Genomic DNA, 17,128 nt, shown 5'->3' with positions numbered 1-17,128 from the left:
CGGGATGTCAGTGCACGGCGGCCAGCAGCGGCTCGACCGTCACGGGCATGCTCTTGAGCCCGCGCACCGTGTTGTTGAAGTGCTGGACCGGTTCGCCGTCGAGGCGGATCGAGGCCACGCGGCGGGCCAGTGCGGTGAGCACGATCTCGCCTTCGAGGCGCGCCATCATCTGGCCGGCGCAGCCATGAATGCCCGTGCCGAAGGCCATGTGGCCGGTGGCGCGGCGGGTGATGTCGAAGCGGTCGGCTTCGGGCCAGCGGCGCGGGTCGCGGTTGGCCGAGGCGATGAACACCACGATCTTCTGGCCCTGCTTCACGGTGATGCCGCCGAGTTCCACGTCCTGGGTGCTGGTGCGGTAGAAAGAGTGGAAGGTGCTGTCGTAGCGCAGTACCTCTTCGAGTGCCTGGCGCGCCAGCGAGGGGTCGTCGCGCAGCAGGGCCCATTGACCGGGGTTGCGCGCGAAGCTGGTGAAGGCGTTGCACAGGGTGAACACGGTGGTGTCCAGCCCGGCGGAGAGCAGGGTGCGAACCAGCATGCCGGCCTCGTCGTGGCCTATCTCGCCCGCGTCGGCGGCGGCGAACAGCTGGGCGCCCAGGCCGTCGGGCGTGAGCGCGTCGCGCTGGCAGACCTTGGCGATCCAGTTCACCGCTTCGCCCGAGCTGTTCATTCGGTCTTGGAAACGCTCGTTGATTGGGCCGAAGCCATTGAACACCATGTCACCGTAGGGCAGCAGGTGCTCGCGCCCCTCGGCGGGCAGGCCCACCGCGTCGCCGAAGGCCTTGATGGGAAAGGCCTCGCACAGTTCTTTGGCGGCGTCGAACGAGCCGCGTTCCACGAGCTCGTCGACCATGCGCGCGGCCACGTCCTCGAAAGTGGCGCGCAGGCGTCCGATCGATGCGGGCGAGAGCACGCGCGCCACCACCTTGCGGGTGCGGCTGTGGTGGGGCGGGTCTGCTTCGAGAATGATGCTGGGCTTGCGCCAGGGCGCCTCGGTGTGGAAGTTGGCAAGGCCCACGCCCGCGCTGGAACAGAAGATGTCGGGCTGAGACAGGATGCGCTGCACTTCGTCGTGGCGTGCGACCGCAAGCACGCCGTAGCGCTCCAGCCAGGCCCAGGGGCCGAGTTCGCGCAGCTGCTCGTAGTGGGGATAGGGGTTGGCCAGCACCTCGGTGGCGTACGGGTCGAAGTCGCTGGTGGGAACGTTGTCGTAGGGGTTCGGATGGGTCATGGAATGGCTCTTCTTCGGGTGTGCTTCAGTCGGTCAGCGCGGAGGTGCGGGGGTGGGCCACCACGAACGCGTCGCAGAAGAACGCATCGGGCGGCAGGCCGCGGGTTTCGACGAAATCGCTGCGCGCCGCGCTCACCATGGCAGGCGCGCCGCAGGCGTAGACCTGGTGGCCGGCAAGACTGTCGTGGTCTTGCAGCACGGCCTGGTGCACGAAGCCGGTGCGACCGCTCCAGCCGGCCTCGGGTTCGGAGAGCACGGGCACGAAGCGCAGGCCGGCCTGCTCTCCCCAGCCGCGCGCCAGGTCGAGCAGGTACAGGTCCTTCTCGGTGCGCGCGCCCCAGTAGAGTGCGATCTCGCGTGCCTGGCCCCGGCGCAGGCCGTCCTCGACCATCGACTTGATGGGTCCGAAGCCGGTGCCGCTGGCGAGCATCACGATGGGCGCGGTGCTGCCCTCGCGCAGGTGAAAGTCGCCATGCGGCAGTTCGACCCGGAGGTGGTCACCCACCTTGAGGTCGTGCGCGAGCCAATGCGAGAACGCGCCGCCTTCCAGCATGCGGATATGCAGCTCGGCGCCATCGTTCTGGTGCGGCGGGTTGGCCATGGAGAAGCTGCGGCGCTGGCCGTCGGGCAGCAGCACCTGCAGGTACTGGCCGGCCTTGAACTTCACCTTCTCGCCCGCCGGAAAACGCAGCTTGAGGCGCGCCACGTCGCTGGCCAGAAAGTCGATGCGCATGACCCTGGCGGCGAGCTGGCGGCGCGCGTTCGGATCGGTTTTCTCGATCTGGCGCGGTTCGATCTCGATGTCGGTGAGCGGGCGCGCCTGGCAGAACAGCACCTGTCCGTGCGCGATCTCGTCCGCCGTGAGCGTGTGCTCACCCGCCGCGCCGGGGTTCACCCGGCCCGAGACGACGCGGCCCTTGCAGCTCGCGCACACGCCCGAGTTGCACGAGAACGGCATCTCGTAGCCGGCCTGTCGCACTGCGTCGAGCACTGTCTGACCAGCGGCGCAGGGGATGGCGGTGGCCATCCCGGCGATGCGTATGAGGTGCGGGGTGCTCACGGCTTGCTCACAGGGGAATGGCCAGCAGCGTGTCGATGTTGTGGCTGTCGCAGACCACCACACGGCTGGCCAGGCGCAGGGTATCGCCTCCATCGATCACCAGCTCGTCGAGGTAGCGCCCGGTGGCGAAGAGGCTGGTCTCGCCGCCACGCATGATGCGCACCACCACAAACGGGGTTTCGCTGCGGCGCCCGCGCGGCGTGTCCTCCAGCAGGGAGGGCAGGCCCACCAGGTGGCGGTAACGTTGTTTCTCGTAGACGTTGGCGGTGCGCAGTGAGAGCACGCGGTCGTTGAGCATGGCGCGCGAGTCGGCGTAGATCAGGCTGGCTTCCATGCCTTGCGCATGGTTGTCGGCGGTGGTCACGCGGTAGAGGCAGTGTTCGGTGAAGAACTGCGTCCAGGCTTCGAGCTCGTCGTTGTCGATGCAGCGCGCGCAATGCGCGTTGAGCGCCAACGCGCTCGCGGTGTCGATCACCGCGTTCATGCATCCGCTCCCATGTGCAGGCGGTAGGCTTTCCAGAAGCCGCGCACGGACGCTTCCGTGGTGCGGCTGCTCTGCGAGCGCACGCTGTCGCCGCCCATCTCGACGATGGCTTCCTGCGCGCCAGCGGAGGCAATGCCGCGTTGCACAAAGCCGCCCACAGCGCCGTCCTCCATCGATACGAAGCCGGCCGGCCCGATCAGGTTGGACTGCTTGTGACGCATGGTGCGCAGCTCGGGTGTGTCGTCCTGGAAGCCGAGGTACACCCAGTTCAGGGCGGTGGTCTCCAGGCCTTCGGGCAGCACCTGGCGTACCGCGATGGTGTTCTGTATCTGCGCCAGCACGAAGCCCGGAAATACCGAGAGGATCTGCAGCGTCACGCCATCGCCGAACTCGTCTATTCCTTTCAACAGCGTGGCGTCCTCGAGCTTGAAGTCGTCCTTCTCCGAACGCAGTTCCTCGGTCTTGTAGTCCTCGCTATTTTCGGCGATGGGGTCGATGGCGGAGAAGCTGATGTGGTTGCCGCCACATTCGCTCACCACCACGCCGCCCTTCTGCGAAAGGCGGTTGAGCCGGAACGTGGTGAAGAACACGTGCAGCAGGCTCGCGTGGTACGTGTCGCGCACGTTCTCCACATAGAGCTTCCAGTTGTTGGGCAGCGTCTGCTTGAAGCGGCCGAGGATCTGCACCGGCTTGTGCAGCACGCGCGAGATGCCGCGTGCGATTTCCGGGCCGAGGTAGTCCTCCAGGTCGGGCACGTCGTCGCTCAGGCTGCCAAATACCAGGCCACAAAACACACTCGTTCTCAATTTGCGCGGACCATGACTCTTCATGCAGAAAGCAGGGTCCATGCCGCCTTCGCCGTTTACGCCGTTCTGGAACGCGATGCCCTTGAGGTTGCCCTGGCGGTCATAACGCCATGCGTGGTACACGCACTGGAAGTCACGCGCGGTGCCGCCGTCGTCCAGGACGATCAGTGCGCCGCGGTGCGAGCAGCGGTTCTCGAACGCGTACACCTCGCCGTCGCTGTCGCGCGCCACCACCACCGGCATGCGGCCGAGGAACGTCGTGCGGTAGCCGCCGGGTTGTGGCAACTCGGCTTCGAGACACAGGTAGTTCCAGGTCGCGCCTTCGAAGATGCGCTGTTGCTCGGCGTCGAGCACGGCCGGTTCCTGGTACAGGTGGTATGGCACGCGGGTGAGGTTCCCAGGTGGCCAGAAGGTGAGGGGTGCGCTATTCGCAGGGGCGGTGACGCTCATGATGCAGTGGGGTTCTTGCCTTGGAAGAATTCGGATACCGAACTTTTGACCGTTTGGTGAACCGCGACTGTATTTTTTGAGTTGATGAAGGTCAACAAAATCCGGCAAAATGTTCGAATACCGAACTTATTCAACTTCGAGTGGGGCCGCAAATGGACGATGAAGCGCGTGCAGTTGACAAGGAATACGTCATGGGTCTGGAGAAGGGCCTACTCCTGATCGAGGCCTTCGGCGTCAGCAATTCGCCTCTGACGCTGACCGAAGCGGCCGATATCACAGGCCACAGCAAGGCCTCGACTCGCCGCGCCCTGCTTACCCTCGTCAAGCTAGGCTACGCGCGAGCATCGGGGCGGCATTTTTTTCTCGAGCCGCGCACCTTGCGGCTGGTGCACGCCTACGTGAACTCTACGCCCCTGACCAAGGTGGCGCAGCCCATCCTGGAGATCACGAGTGAGCGCACGCGCGAGTCCGCGTCGCTGGCGGTGCTGGACTCGCAGTTTGTCGTTTTCGTTGCACGCTCAACTCAGCGGCGCAGCTTGTCTTTCGGACTCGGTATCGGCGCGCGATTGCCCGCCTATTGTTCTGCAACCGGGCGAGTGCTTCTCGCGGGTATGTCAGACGAGGAGGTTGAATTCCGCCTTCAGCGAATGAGTCGCCAGGCGATTACGCCGAAAACAAAGACTGACGTGGCGGCACTGATGAAGGAGGTGCAGGCTGCGCGCGAGTGCGGTTATTCGATGAGTGACGAAGAGCTGGAAATTGGCTTGCGTTCCATTGCCGTGCCGGTGCGCAATGGAAAGGGTGAGTTGCTGGGGGCTATGAGTCTTTCCGTGGCCACTTCGCGCATGTCACGCGACGATGTCGTGAACAAGTTGATGCCAGAACTTGAAGTGGCACGAAGGACGTTTGCACTGCAGTTGTAGAGCCCGCCTGTTGGCTTCCGTTGAAAACTGACCCCCGTAGAGCGGCAGAGATCAGTGGAACTCAACACGACGTATCCAGATCGTCCAAAGGGAATGATCAACTCGCGCAGAAAGGGGCTCTGACCGACCTTGCGGCACGTGAATGGTGAAGTCTTCAAGGTGGCGGCGCCGGCGCGGATCCGCGACCGAGGTGCGTGCGCACGCGCTCGATCGTGGGCCGCTCGCGTTGGGCAAGCACGCCGTCGGCCGCGGCCCAAACGTCATCGACTTGGACGCCCCGGGAGGCTCTCGTACTTTTCGTTGGCATCGCCCTGCTCTCTGATATAAATTAGTGCCGATAAGATGTATTTATCGACACCTATCTCCCTGACAGCTCCGAAGGAGCGGGCGCATTTTTGTCGCTTCACAACACTCACCGGGCGCCTGCGCACGCTACAGAAAACGTTTGCGCCCCGGTCGCAGAAACTGATCGATGTCACTTCGCACGCAATTTTTCTGCGGGACTTTTGCGGGACTGGGCTCTGAAATACATGTCTAAACAGGGCAGTTTTGGTACAATGCGCGGTCACAGAATTTATATAAATCAACAACTTACAGATGATCTGGTAGCTACGAACCAAGGGGTCGTGGGTTCAATTCCTGCCAGCCGCACCAAACAAAAAACCCGCAGCCACAAGCTGCGGGTTTTTTCATTTCTGCCGCTGAAAACGCATGCCGGCGGCGAAGGGTCACCATGAGCAAGGCTTTTACCAAGGAGTCCGACCAGGACGAGGATGACGATCTTCCGCCAGCGGCACCGGTGCCCGGTGGCAAGAACTACATCACCCGGGCGGGCTACGACCGTCTGCGCAGAGAGTTGTTTGCGCTGATCGACGACGAGCGTCCCAGGATCGTCGAGATTGTTCACTGGGCCGCCAGCAACGGCGACCGATCGGAAAACGGTGATTACCTGTACGGCAAGAAGCGCCTGCGCGAGATCGACCGGCGCATCCGGTTTTTAACGCGCCGTCTCGAAATTGCCGAGGTGGTCGATGCATCGCTGCATCACGGAGGCGACCAGGTCTTCTTTGGCGTCACCGTGACCTACGCCGACGACACGGGTGTCGAGACCACCGTCACCATCCTCGGTGTGGATGAGGCTGACAGCGCACAAGGACAGATCAGTTGGGTGTCGCCAGTGGCACGCGCGTTGCTCAAAGCGAAAGTTGGCGATGTGGTGCGCCTGGTGGTGCCCGGTGGCGCGCAAGAACTCGAAGTGCTGGCGGTGAGCTACCCAGCGCCCGCCAGCGGGGGGTGATCAAGCCTTGACGGGCTTGAAGCGCTGCGCCTTGATCACCGAAGTTGTGCGCTTGAGGCTGCGCAACACATCGGCGAGGTGTTGACGGTCGCGCACCGAGACCGAGAAGCGGATGTCGGTCGCGGTCTGAGCGGGTTCGTCGCCCATGTCCACATGGGTGATGTCGGCTTCGGCCGACGCGATGCTGGACGCCACGCGTGCCAGAACGCCCTTGCCGTTCATGACGGTCACCACCACCGTGGTCTCGAAGGAACGCACGGGCTCATCGGCCCATTCCACTTCCAGAAAACGCTCGCTGTCGCGCAACAACAGACGCTTGCCGGTTGGGCATTCCTCCGCATGCACCACCAAACCCTCACCGCGACCCAGGTAGCCCACAATGCGATCGCCCGGGATGGGTTTGCAACAGGAGGCATATTGCACCGACAGGCCTTCGCTGCCGTCGAGCGTCACAACGCCCTGAGAAGCCGATTCGTCGCGGCCACTGGCGTAGCGCTCGGTGCTGATCAGCAATGCATCGGGCTTGAGCCCCATTTCGGACAGCAGCACGGCGAGCTTCTTGCCCACCATGCTGGCGATGCGTTTGCCCATGCCGATGTCGGAGAGCAATTCGTTGCGCGTCTTGTTGCCGGTGAACCGGAGCAATTTTTCCCAAGTGTTGTGGTACTCGCCGTCTTCAGCCGGCAAGGCCGCAATGCCCTCTGATCTCAACGCCTGGCTCAGCATGCGCTCGCCCAGTTCGTGCGATTTCTCCTGGGCCACGGTCTTCAGGTAGTGGCGGATCTTGGAGCGCGCCCGTCCGGTTTTCACGAAGGACAACCAAGTCGGATTGGGTTCGGCGCTCTCGGCGGTGATGATCTCGACCACATCACCGTTGGCCAGCTCGGTGCGCAGCGGGCGCTGCTCGCCATTGATGCGGGCCGACACGGTGTGGTTGCCCACGTCGCTGTGGATCGCGTAGGCAAAGTCCATCACCGTTGCGCCGCGGGGCAACGCCATGATCTTGCTCTTGGGCGTGAACACATAGACCGCGTCCGGAAACAGGTCGATCTTGATGTGATCCCAGAACTCGCCCGCGTCGTGGGTTTCCTGCTGGATGTCCAGCAGCGACTGCAGCCATTGCGTACCCAGCCGTTGCGACATGTCGCTGCCCGGTTCACTGGCCTTGTACAGCCAGTGCGCGGCCACGCCGGATTCGGCCACCACATCCATGGCGTGCGTGCGCAGCTGGAATTCGATGTTGGTGCCGAACGGGCCGATCAGCGTGGTGTGAAGTGATTGGTAGCCGTTGACCTTCGGAATTGCCACATAGTCGCGGAACTTGCCAGGCAGCGGCTTGTAGAGCTGGTGCAGCACACCGAGCCCGGTGTAGCAGTCGGTCAGTTCCGGTACGACGATGCGAAAACCATAAACGTCGGTCACCTGTGAGAACGACAAGTGCTTGTTGTCCATCTTGCGATAGACCGAGTAGAGCGTTTTCTCACGACCCATGATGCGCACGCTCATGCCCTGGCGGGCAAACACGCTTTCCACCTCCTTCTGCACGCGGGAGATCAGGTCGCGGCGGCGGTTGCGCGACTTGTTGAGTGCCTTGGACAGCACCTCGTAACGCCAGGGGTGCAGGAAGCGAAACGCAAGATCCTGCAGTTCGCGGTAGGTGAAGTTCAGGCCCAGCCGGTGCGCGATCGGGGCGTATATCTCCAACGTCTCGCTGCTGATGCGCTGCCACTTGCTTCGGGGCATGTCGCCCATGGTGCGCATGTTGTGCGTGCGGTCGGCCAACTTGATCAGGATGACACGCACATCCTTGGCCATGGCCAGCAGCATCTTGCGAAACGACTCGGCCTGATTCTGTTCGCGGGTGTCGAACTCCAGCTTCTCCAGCTTGGTGAGCCCGTCCACCAGATCGGCTACCGGCGCGCCAAAGCGCTCCACCAGTTCTTCCTTGGTCACGCCGCAGTCTTCGATGGCGTCGTGCATCAAGGCCGACATGAGTGCCTGTGCGTCGAGCTTCCATTCGGCGCATTGGGCCGCTACCGCAATCGGGTGGGTGATGTAGGGATCGCCGTTCTTGCGCAACTGCCCCAGGTGCGCCTCGTCTGCAAAACGGTAGGCTTGCCGGATGCTCTCGATGTCGCCAGGGCTCAGGTAATCCAGTTTCGCGAGCAAGCCGGCGAAGCTGGCTGCGGCCGCGCTGGCGGCTGGGTGCGCCTGGTCGTCCGCAGAGAAGAATGAGCCGCTGTCGGCCATGGTGATCATCTCGGTACTTTAGCGTGAGATGACGTCCACTGCAGAGGAGCTGACCTCCTGCCTCGCCAATGGCCGTGATAGCGTGATGACGGATCGGTGTTCGGGCGAAAAAAAACACCGCGATGCGGTGCTTTCTTGAGGAGGCCGCAACTCAGGTCAGAGCGGCACCTTCTTGAGCATTTCGAGGCCGATCTTGCCTTCGGCAATTTCGCGCAGCGCGGTCACCCCGGGCTTGTTCTTGCTTTCGATCTTGGGAGCATGACCCTGGCTCAACATGCGAGCGCGGTAGGTGGCGGCCAGCACGAGCTGAAAGCGGTTGGGGATCTTTTCCAGACAATCTTCGACGGTGATGCGTGCCATGGGCGGGCTCCAGTAAACGGGCTTGGGATCAGAGGATGTTGAGCGCTTTGAAGGTATCGCCGCGGGCGATACGCTGGGCGGCGAACTTGAGCCGCTGTGCATGGACGATGGCCTTGAGATCAAACAGGGCCCGCTCGAACAACTCATTGATTATAACGAAGTCGAACTCGCGGGCATGGGTCATCTCGGTGGCGGCGTTCTGCAACCGCAGCTCGATGACCTCGGCAGAGTCTTCCGCCCGGCGCTCCAGGCGGGAGCGCAGCTCTTCCCAACTGGGCGGCAGGATGAAGACCAACACCGCGTTGGGGAAGATGCGCTTGACCTGGATCGCGCCCTGAAAGTCGATCTCCAGCACCACGTCGGCGCCTTGCGCCATGCGTTGCTCGATGGCCATCTTGGATGTGCCGTAGCGGTTGCCGTGGACCATGGCCCATTCCAGGAAAGCGCCCTGGATGACCATATGGTCGAAGGTTTCCTTGCTTACAAAGTAGTACTCGCGGCCGTGCAGCTCCTGGCCGCGTGGTGCGCGGGTGGTGTGCGAAATGGAGGGCACGACGCGCGAGTCGAGTTCCATCAAGGCCTTCACCAAGCTGGATTTTCCAGCCCCGCTGGGGGCTGCGACGACGAACAGGTTTCCGGGATATTCCATGCTCACTCTATGTTTTGGACCTGCTCGCGCATCTGTTCGATGAGCACCTTCATGTCCACCGAAATGCGGGTGAGTTCGAGGTTGGACGACTTCGAACCCATGGTGTTGGCCTCGCGGTGCAACTCCTGGATCAGGAAATCCAGCCGTTTGCCGACCTCGGCACCTTTTTTGATCAGCCGCTCAATCTCGGTCAGGTGCGAGTCAAGCCGGGTGAGTTCTTCTGCCACATCAATGCGGATGGCGAATGCTGTGGCTTCGGTCAGGGCACGGTCGTTGGCCGTGTCGGACGTGACCGTATTGCCCGTTGCCGATGGTCCGCCGGCGGCCAGCGCCTCGTTCCAGCGATCGATGAAGCGCTGGCGCTGCTGCGCCACCAGTTGGGGAATGAGGGGTTGCGCATCCTTGGCCAACTGCCTCAACTGACCCAGCCGGTCCAGCAACATGGCCGCCAGACGTTTGCCCTCGCGCTCGCGCGCTTCCATGAGGTTGTTGATGGCGGTGTCGGCCAACGACTGCAGGCCTTCGTTGAGTTCGCCCGGGTTGCCTTGCTGGCGAGAAGTGAGCTGCAGCACCTCGGCCACCGACAGGGGGCTGGCGGTGGGCAGCCAGGCGCGCACGTTGTCTTGCAGGCCAACCAGCTTCTGGAGTTCAAGGGCGCTGGGCGAGCGAGGCATGGCATCGCTGCGGCCTTCGATCCAGGCGCGAACCTCGACCTTGCCGCGTTTCAGGCGTGAGGTCAGCAGTTCACGCAGGGCGGGTTCCGATCCGCGAAGGTCGTCGGGGAGCTTGAAGGTGAGGTCGAGAAAGCGGCTGTTGACCGAGCGGATCTCCAGGCCCAGACCCGGTTTGGGATCGCGCGCTGGCTCTGCGTTCGCGGCCGTAGCGGGCCCGCCCAGGTGGGCCGTTGCATAGCCGGTCATGCTGTAAACTGCCATTGCACTTTGCCCGTCAGGTTGAGTGGTCCAAAACGAGGCGTTCCGGAAACCATCCGAATTATGTCAAAGGTCAAACCCGCACCGCTCCCGCCGGACACCGTGATTGGTGGTTACCGCATTGTTCGCAAACTGGCAGCGGGTGGTTTTGGCGTCGTTTATCTCGCTGTCGACACCGAAGGCCAGCAGGTCGCGGTCAAGGAATACCTCCCGTCGTCACTGGCCTCGCGCGGCCCCGGCGAACTGCTGCCACAGGTGCAGCCCGAGAAGCTCTCGCTCTACCGCCTGGGTCTCAAAAGTTTCTTTGAGGAAGGCCGGGCGTTGGCCCAGATTTCTCACGCCTCGGTCGTCAGCGTGCTCAATTTTTTCCGCGAGAACGAGACCGTGTACATGGTCATGAACTTCCTGGAAGGCGCGTCGCTGCAGGAATTCATCATCACGGCGCGCGAACAGAAAAAGCAGAAGGTCTTTCGCGAATCGACCATCCGTTCGCTGTACGACGAGGTCTTGCGTGGTTTGCGCATCGTGCACCAGCACAAGATGCTGCATCTGGACATCAAGCCGGCCAACATCTTCGTGACCGATGACAACCGCTCGGTGCTGATCGATTTTGGCGCCGCGCGCGAGGTGCTGAGCAAAGAGGGCAACTTCATTCGCCCGATGTACACGCCCGGCTTTGCCGCGCCCGAGATGTACCGGCGCGATTCCAGCATGGGCCCATGGACCGACATCTACGCGATTGGCGCATGTATTTACGCCAGCATGCAGGGCTATCCACCCAACGATGCGCCGCAACGGCTCGAAAAGGACCGCCTGTCGTTGGCGTTGTCCCGCCTGCGCGGCGTCTATTCCGACAATCTGATTGAAGTGGTCGAATGGTGCATGTCGCTGGATCCCTTGTCGCGTCCGCAATCGGTGTTTGCGCTGCAGAAGGAACTCAGCCGCGAAACCGAGCGCAGTTACACCAAACTCACGGTGGCCGAAAAAATGCGGCTGCAGTTTGACAACATCGTGTCGGACAACAAGAAGGTCATGCGCAAATCCACCAACGCCGGCACCAAGTTTCGATGAAATTTTCGGTCTATCAGATCAGTCGCCAAGGTGGGCGGGAACGCAATGAAGACCGCATGGGCTATGCCTATACCCGTGAATCAGGCCTCTTCGTTCTGGCCGACGGCATGGGCGGCCATCCCGAAGGCGCGATGGCCGCTCAGTTGGCCCTGCAGACCTTCTCGGCCTACTTTCAGAAGGCGGCCAATCCCACGGTGAGGGAAGTCCCCGAATTCCTCTCGAGCGCGCTGATGGCCGCGCACCATCAGATCATTCGTTACGCAGCTGAAAAGGGCATGCTCGACACGCCGCGCACGACGCTGGTGGCCTCGGTCATGGAGCGGGGCCACGTGTACTGGGTGCACTGCGGCGATTCGCGACTGTATGTTGTGCGCAATGGCGAAATGCTCACGCGCACGCGCGACCACTCCTACATGGAGCAGCAGGCCCATCTGGGTCGGGCCACCGAGCACATCAACCGCAACATCCTGTTCACCTGCCTGGGCTCACCCGCCAAGCCTGTGTTCGATCTGTCGGGGCCGGTGCAGCTGCTGCAAGGCGACCGCGTGCTGCTGTGCTCCGACGGCCTGTGGGGCACGGTGACCGATGAGGAAATCACCTCCGAGTTGTCCAAACGCCCGCTGGAGCAGGCGGTGCCCGAGCTGGTCGAACTCGCACTCAAGCGGGGCGGCCCGCGCTGTGACAACGTGACCGTGCTCGCCATGGAATGGGAGACGGCCGACGAGTTCCAGAGCACCCGCGTGTCCACCGAGGACATCGAGGACGGCGTGTTCGCCTCCACCATCCAGTCGGGCACGCCCGACTCGACCATGGAAGATCTGGACGACGCGGCGATCGAACAATCGATCGCCGAGATCAACGAAGCGATTCGCCGCACGGCCGAACGCAACACCTGAGGTTTTCCCATGAGTGAAATTTCCCGACCCGGCCAACGGGCCGTCGATGCCCTGCGCCCTGTGCGCATCACCCGCAGCTACACCATGCACGCCGAAGGCTCGGTGCTGATCGAATTCGGCCACACCAAGGTGCTGTGCACGGCGTCGGTTGAAGAGAAGGTGCCGCCACACAAGCGCGGCAGCGGCGAAGGCTGGGTGACCGCCGAGTACGGCATGTTGCCGCGCGCCACGCACACCCGCAGCGATCGCGAAGCCGCCAAGGGCAAGCAGAGCGGTCGCACGCAGGAGATCCAGCGCCTGATTGGTCGCTCGCTGCGCGCTGTGTTCGATCTGAAGGCGCTGGGCGAGCGCACCATCTCGCTCGACTGCGACGTGATCCAGGCCGACGGCGGCACCCGCACCGCGAGCATCACCGGTGCTTTCGTGGCCGCGCACGATGCGGTGTCGAAGTTGATCGCTGACGGCAAGATCACCACGTCGCCCATCAAGGACCATGTGGCTGCGATCTCTGTGGGCATCCTGGATGGCGTGCCATTGCTGGATCTGGAGTACGTGGAAGACGTGGCCTGCGACACCGATATGAACGTGGTGATGACCGGCGCTGGACATTTTGTGGAAGTGCAGGGCACAGCCGAGGGCGCAGCCTTCACGCGCCGCGAAATGGAGGCGCTGCTGGCCCTGGCCGAGAAGGGCATCGGCGAACTCGTGACCTTGCAGAAGCAATCACTGGGTCTTGCTGAAGCATGAAACTGGTTCTGGCGTCGAACAACCAGGGCAAGCTCGCCGAGTTGCAGGCGCTCTTTGCACCGCTGGGCATCGAGCTGGTGCGCCAGGCCGACCTGAACATCCCCGAAGCACCCGAGCCGCACCGCACCTTTGTGGAGAACGCCCTGGCCAAGGCGCGCCACGCCGCGCGGGTCAGCGGCCTGCCGGCGCTGGCCGACGATGCCGGCCTGTGTGTGGAGGCTTTCAACGGTCTGCCCGGCGTCGACACGGCGTACTACGCCACGCAGTTTGGTTACGCGAAGGGCGACGACAACAACGTGCGTGCGCTGCTCGAACAGATGCAGGGTGTGAGTGACCGCCGCGCAGCGCTGGTGAGCACGCTGGTGGCCTTGCGCAGCGCCGACGACCCCGAGCCATTGGTGGCCACGGGCCGCGCTCCTGGTCTCATCACGCAGCAGCCCATCGGCGAGAACGGCTTTGGCTTCGACCCCGTGATGTACCTGCCGGCCTTCGGCAAGACCTTTGCCGAGCTGCCCACCGAGGTGAAGAACGCCAACAGCCACCGCGGGCGTGCCGCCCAGCACATGCTGGCGTTGATGCGCGAGCGCTGGTTCGCGCCTGCGCCGGTCTTTGCGCCATGAGTGTCGACAAGCCGGTGTCCTGGCCGGGGGGGCTGCCCGGCCACAAGGTGGCCAAGCCCGAGGTGCCCTGGAACGATGTGCGTCACTGGATGCGCCCCGGCACGCTGCAGCTGCAAAGCCTGCCGCCGCTCTCGCTGTACATCCACCTGCCGTGGTGTCTGAAGAAGTGCCCCTACTGCGATTTCAATTCGCACGAATGGAGCGCCACATCCGAACCTGACCAGCCGCTGCCCGAATCGCGCTATCTGGACGCCTTGCGTGCCGATCTTGAAGCCTCACTGCCGCTGATCTGGGGCCGCACGGTGCACAGCGTGTTCATTGGCGGTGGCACACCCAGCCTGTTTTCACCCATGGCCATCGACCGGTTGCTGGGTGATGTGCGTGCCTTGCTGCGACTCGACGCCGACGCCGAGATCACGCTCGAAGCCAACCCTGGCACGTTCGAGAAAGACCGCTTCCGCGCGTTTCGCGAAGCGGGCGTGACGCGCCTGTCCATCGGCGTGCAGAGCTTCAACGACGCGCACCTCAAGGCGCTGGGCCGCGTGCACGATCGCGAGCAGGCCATGGCCGCGGTGGAGGAGGCTGCACTGGCCTTCGACACCTTCAACCTCGACCTCATGTACGCGCTGCCCGGGCAGACGCTGGCCGACTGCGAAACCGACGTGCGCACCGCACTCGCCTTCTCGCCGCCACACATTTCCATCTACCACCTCACGCTGGAGCCCAACACCTACTTCGCCAAGTACCCTCCGGCCCTGCCGCCCGAAGACGAGGCGTGGGACATGCTCGACCGCATCACCGAAATCACCGGCGGGGCGGGTCTGCAACGCTACGAAGTGTCGGCCTATGCGCGTGCGGGGCACCGCTGCTGGCACAACACCAACTACTGGCAATTCGGCGACTACCTGGGCATAGGCGCGGGCGCGCACAGCAAGCTGAGCTTTGCCCACCGCGTGGCGCGCCCGGTGCGCGTGCGTGAGCCGCGCCTGTACATGGAGCGGGCGCTCGCGGGCAACGCTGTCGTGAGCGCCGATGAAGTCTCACGCGCGGAGTTGCCGTTCGAATTCATGCTCAATGCCATGCGGCTCAGGGAAGGCTTTTCCCTGCAGCAGTTCATGGAGCGCACCGGGCTGCCGCTCTCCAGCATCGAGCCGGGCCTGGCCCAGGCGGTGCAAAAAGGCTTGATTGAGCGCGATGCGGCGCGGGTGTGGCCCACCGAGCGCGGTTTTGATTTCCTCAGCGACCTGCAGGCCCTGTTTCTGGCGAACTGAAGTCGCTCAGGCCGCGTGCAGGCTGAATCCCACGCGGGTGGTGCCACCGCTGGACTCGGCGGCGGGGAAGCCGTCGTGCATGCGGGCGATGGCGGCCACGATGGACAGGCCCAGGCCGTGGTGCGGCTTTTCGAGCTCGCAACGCGATGCATCGGCGCGGAAGAAGCGGTCGAACAGGCGCGGCAGGTACTCCGGCTCGATGCAGGGCCCCGTGTTCTCCACCCACAGCCGCACGCTGTCGCCCGATTCGCGTGCGATGCGCACACACAGATTCGTGCCGGCGTCGGCGTAGCGGATCGCGTTGCCCAGCAGGTTGGACAAGGCGCGCTTGACCAGCGGTTCATCGATGGACAACCGGGTGTCGCCCTCGATGCTCACCGTCAGTCCACGCTCCTCCATCGGCGCTTCATGGAACTCCACCACCTGTTGCACCAGTTGCGCCAGGCTCACCGCGGCGCCACGCCGTGCCTTCACGCCGCGATCGGCCTGCGCGAGAAACAGCATGTCGTTGACGATGGCCGCCATGCGGTGCAGCTCCTCCAGGTTGGAGTGCAGCGTGTCTTCGAGTTCACCGACACTGCGCTCGCGGCTGAGCGCCACCTCGGTCTGGCCGATGAGGTTGGTCAGGGGCGTGCGCAGTTCGTGGGCCACATCGGCGTTGAAGCCTTCGAGCTGCTCGTAGGTTCGCTCAACCCGGTTCATCAGGCCGTTGAACTGGTCGATCAACGGCTGCAGTTCCTCGACCGGTTCGGCCAAGGTGAGCCGCTGGCCCAGGCGGCGCGCGTCGATGGCCTTGGTCTGACCCGCCAGATCGATCAGTGGTCGCAGGCTGCAGCGCACGCGCCAGAAGGTGCCCCAGCCCACGAGCGCCGCACCGGCCAGCACGGCCGCGATCAGCAGCAGGGCCATGCGTTTGGCCGTCTTGGCGTCTTGCGTGCAGTCCAGAATCAGCGTGCCTTGCAGGGGAGCAGACTTGCTGACCAGTTCGACCGAAAACGGCATGGCTCGCGAGACCGAGGTGGCTACATCGAAGGTGGGCGCCTTGTCGCGGTAAAGCTCGCTGCCATCGGCGCGGTTCACTTGCACGAAGGTGCCCGGGCGGCGTTCGGCCAGCCAGGCGAGCTTGGCCTTGATCTCGGCCTCGCCACCCTTGGCATTGGCGTCCCGCACCACGTCGACCAGCACAGCTGAGTAGCTGCGCAGTTCTTCCTCGTGCTTGGCGGTGAACAGCATGGTGGTGGCGCCGTAGATGAACGCCAGCAACACGCCCAGGCCGATCACGGTCTGGATCGCCAGCAGCAGCGACAGGCGCCGGCCGATCGAATAGGCGCACGGCGCGGTGGATGGAATGGCTTGCGAACTCATGCCCGCTCCTCCAGCACATAACCCATGCCGCGCACGTTGTGCAGCAGCTTGGGTTTGAATGGATCGTCCATCTTGGAGCGCAGTCGGCGCACGGCCACCTCCACCACGTTGGTGTCCGAGTCGAAGTTCATGTCCCACACCTGCTCGGCAATGGTCGTGCGCGACAGGATCTGCCCCTTGCGCCGTGCCAGCAGCGCGAGCAACGAGAACTCCTTGGCGGTGAGATCCAGGCGCTGCCCCGCGCGCCAGGCCTTGCGGCTGAGCAGGTCCATCTCCAGGTTGCTCACCGCCATGCGGGTGTTGGCCGCTTCGGTGGCCGCAGGGCCCCGGCGCAGCAGGGCGCCCACGCGGGCGAGCAGTTCGGAGAAGGCAAACGGCTTGACGAGGTAGTCATCGGCACCGGCCTGCAGGCCTTGCACGCGGTCCTCCACGCGGTCGCGTGCGGTGAGCATCAGCACCGGCGTGCCACGCTTCTCACGCAAGGCCGCCAGCACGCCGAAACCATCGATGCCCGGCAACATGATGTCGAGCACCACGAGCTGGTAGTCGCCTTCCAGCGCGAGGTAGCGGCCTTCGATGCCATCGCGCGCCACGTCCACCGTGTAGCCGGCCTCGGACAGGCCGCGCTTGACGTAGTCAGCGATCTTGGCTTCGTCTTCAATGACCAGCACTCGCATGGCAGGAGTCCATCTGGGGGTTGCAGGGCAGGGCGTGTCACC

The 17,128-nt window shown here is 63.7% G+C and carries 18 protein-coding genes and 1 pseudogene; 8 read left to right on the top strand and 11 right to left on the bottom strand.

The features are described 5' to 3' along the window. Nucleotides 1-7: 7 nt before the first annotated feature. The 4 genes from V6M63_RS05090 to V6M63_RS05075 are packed head-to-tail and all read right to left on the bottom strand — an operon-like array spanning nt 8 to nt 4,028. Nucleotides 8-1,228, bottom strand: coding sequence for a cytochrome P450 (locus tag V6M63_RS05090; RefSeq protein WP_332740064.1), 1,221 nt, complete (start codon nt 1,226-1,228; stop codon nt 8-10). A 25-nt stretch (nt 1,229-1,253) separates the two neighbouring features. Then, complete coding sequence (locus tag V6M63_RS05085; RefSeq protein ID WP_332740062.1) at nt 1,254-2,288, bottom strand: 2Fe-2S iron-sulfur cluster-binding protein; 1,035 nt, start codon at nt 2,286-2,288, stop codon at nt 1,254-1,256. A gap of 7 nt (nt 2,289-2,295) precedes the next feature. Beyond that, nucleotides 2,296-2,772, bottom strand: coding sequence for an aromatic-ring-hydroxylating dioxygenase subunit beta (locus tag V6M63_RS05080; RefSeq protein WP_056272065.1), 477 nt, complete (start codon nt 2,770-2,772; stop codon nt 2,296-2,298). Continuing rightward, nucleotides 2,769-4,028, bottom strand: coding sequence for an aromatic ring-hydroxylating oxygenase subunit alpha (locus V6M63_RS05075; RefSeq protein WP_056272063.1), 1,260 nt, complete (start codon nt 4,026-4,028; stop codon nt 2,769-2,771). Before V6M63_RS05075 ends, V6M63_RS05080 begins: the two co-directional genes overlap by 4 nt. 152 nt (nt 4,029-4,180) lie before the next feature. On the opposite strand from V6M63_RS05075, the gene V6M63_RS05070 reads away from it, so the two are divergent. Next, entirely contained in the window at nt 4,181-4,951 is a 771-nt protein-coding gene (locus V6M63_RS05070; protein WP_056272060.1) for an IclR family transcriptional regulator domain-containing protein, read from the top strand. Between the two features lie 157 nt (nt 4,952-5,108). Here V6M63_RS05070 and V6M63_RS05060 read toward each other — a convergent pair. Further along, nucleotides 5,109-5,258: pseudogene (locus V6M63_RS05060) on the bottom strand (DNA-binding protein); the annotation flags it as partial. Between the two features lie 223 nt (nt 5,259-5,481). Here V6M63_RS05060 and V6M63_RS05055 point away from each other — a divergent pair. Beyond that, nucleotides 5,482-5,688 (top strand): hypothetical protein, encoded by a 207-nt coding sequence (locus tag V6M63_RS05055; RefSeq protein ID WP_332740057.1) that lies wholly within the window; start codon nt 5,482-5,484, stop codon nt 5,686-5,688. Next, nucleotides 5,685-6,248 carry a transcription elongation factor GreB gene (gene greB, locus V6M63_RS05050; RefSeq protein ID WP_332740055.1) on the top strand — a complete coding sequence of 188 codons (564 nt, stop codon included), beginning with the start codon at nt 5,685-5,687 and terminating at the stop codon, nt 6,246-6,248. The genes V6M63_RS05055 and greB overlap by 4 nt, the downstream gene beginning before the upstream one ends. Here greB and V6M63_RS05045 read toward each other — a convergent pair whose 3' ends face one another. The 4 genes from V6M63_RS05045 to V6M63_RS05030 form a co-directional block, all read right to left on the bottom strand. Then, complete coding sequence (locus V6M63_RS05045) at nt 6,249-8,507, bottom strand: RelA/SpoT family protein (protein ID WP_442909537.1); 2,259 nt, start codon at nt 8,505-8,507, stop codon at nt 6,249-6,251. Nucleotides 8,508-8,654: 147 nt separating this feature from the next. Continuing rightward, entirely contained in the window at nt 8,655-8,858 is a 204-nt protein-coding gene (rpoZ, locus tag V6M63_RS05040) for a DNA-directed RNA polymerase subunit omega (protein WP_056272051.1), read from the bottom strand. 28 nt (nt 8,859-8,886) lie between these two features. Beyond that, nucleotides 8,887-9,507, bottom strand: coding sequence for a guanylate kinase (gene gmk, locus V6M63_RS05035; RefSeq protein WP_332740051.1), 621 nt, complete (start codon nt 9,505-9,507; stop codon nt 8,887-8,889). 2 nt (nt 9,508-9,509) lie between these two features. Further along, a complete protein-coding gene (locus V6M63_RS05030) occupies nt 9,510-10,442 on the bottom strand; it encodes a YicC/YloC family endoribonuclease (RefSeq protein ID WP_332740049.1) in 933 nt (310 codons plus the stop codon). 60 nt (nt 10,443-10,502) lie between these two features. Here V6M63_RS05030 and V6M63_RS05025 point away from each other — a divergent pair, with 60 nt between their 5' ends. From V6M63_RS05025 to hemW, 5 genes are all read left to right on the top strand, one after another. After that, entirely contained in the window at nt 10,503-11,510 is a 1,008-nt protein-coding gene (locus V6M63_RS05025) for a serine/threonine protein kinase (RefSeq protein WP_056272041.1), read from the top strand. Beyond that, the gene (locus tag V6M63_RS05020; RefSeq protein ID WP_056272039.1) at nt 11,507-12,406 is read left to right on the top strand and encodes a PP2C family protein-serine/threonine phosphatase; all 900 of its coding nucleotides are present in this window, start codon (nt 11,507-11,509) and stop codon (nt 12,404-12,406) included. Before V6M63_RS05025 ends, V6M63_RS05020 begins: the two co-directional genes overlap by 4 nt. Before the next feature lie 9 nt (nt 12,407-12,415). Beyond that, a complete protein-coding gene (rph, locus tag V6M63_RS05015) occupies nt 12,416-13,153 on the top strand; it encodes a ribonuclease PH (protein WP_332740042.1) in 738 nt (245 codons plus the stop codon). Continuing rightward, nucleotides 13,150-13,773 (top strand): RdgB/HAM1 family non-canonical purine NTP pyrophosphatase, encoded by a 624-nt coding sequence (gene rdgB, locus V6M63_RS05010; RefSeq protein WP_332740040.1) that lies wholly within the window; start codon nt 13,150-13,152, stop codon nt 13,771-13,773. The genes rph and rdgB overlap by 4 nt, the downstream gene beginning before the upstream one ends. 89 nt (nt 13,774-13,862) lie before the next feature. Continuing rightward, nucleotides 13,863-15,044, top strand: coding sequence for a radical SAM family heme chaperone HemW (gene hemW, locus V6M63_RS05005; protein WP_332740159.1), 1,182 nt, complete (start codon nt 13,863-13,865; stop codon nt 15,042-15,044). 6 nt (nt 15,045-15,050) lie between these two features. Here hemW and V6M63_RS05000 read toward each other — a convergent pair whose 3' ends face one another. Beyond that, nucleotides 15,051-16,409, bottom strand: a complete 1,359-nt coding sequence (locus tag V6M63_RS05000) for a heavy metal sensor histidine kinase (protein ID WP_332740038.1) — start codon at nt 16,407-16,409, stop codon at nt 15,051-15,053. Next, on the bottom strand, nt 16,406-17,086 hold the full coding sequence (locus tag V6M63_RS04995) for a heavy metal response regulator transcription factor (protein WP_332740036.1): 681 nt from the start codon (nt 17,084-17,086) through the stop codon (nt 16,406-16,408). The genes V6M63_RS05000 and V6M63_RS04995 overlap by 4 nt, the downstream gene beginning before the upstream one ends. Between the last annotated feature and the right edge of the window lie 42 nt (nt 17,087-17,128).

Origin of the sequence: Hydrogenophaga sp., assembly GCF_036675665.1 — a bacterium.
In the GTDB taxonomy this organism is placed as follows: Bacteria; Pseudomonadota; Gammaproteobacteria; order Burkholderiales; family Burkholderiaceae_C; genus Hydrogenophaga.
This window is presented reverse-complemented; position numbering and strand designations above follow the sequence as displayed.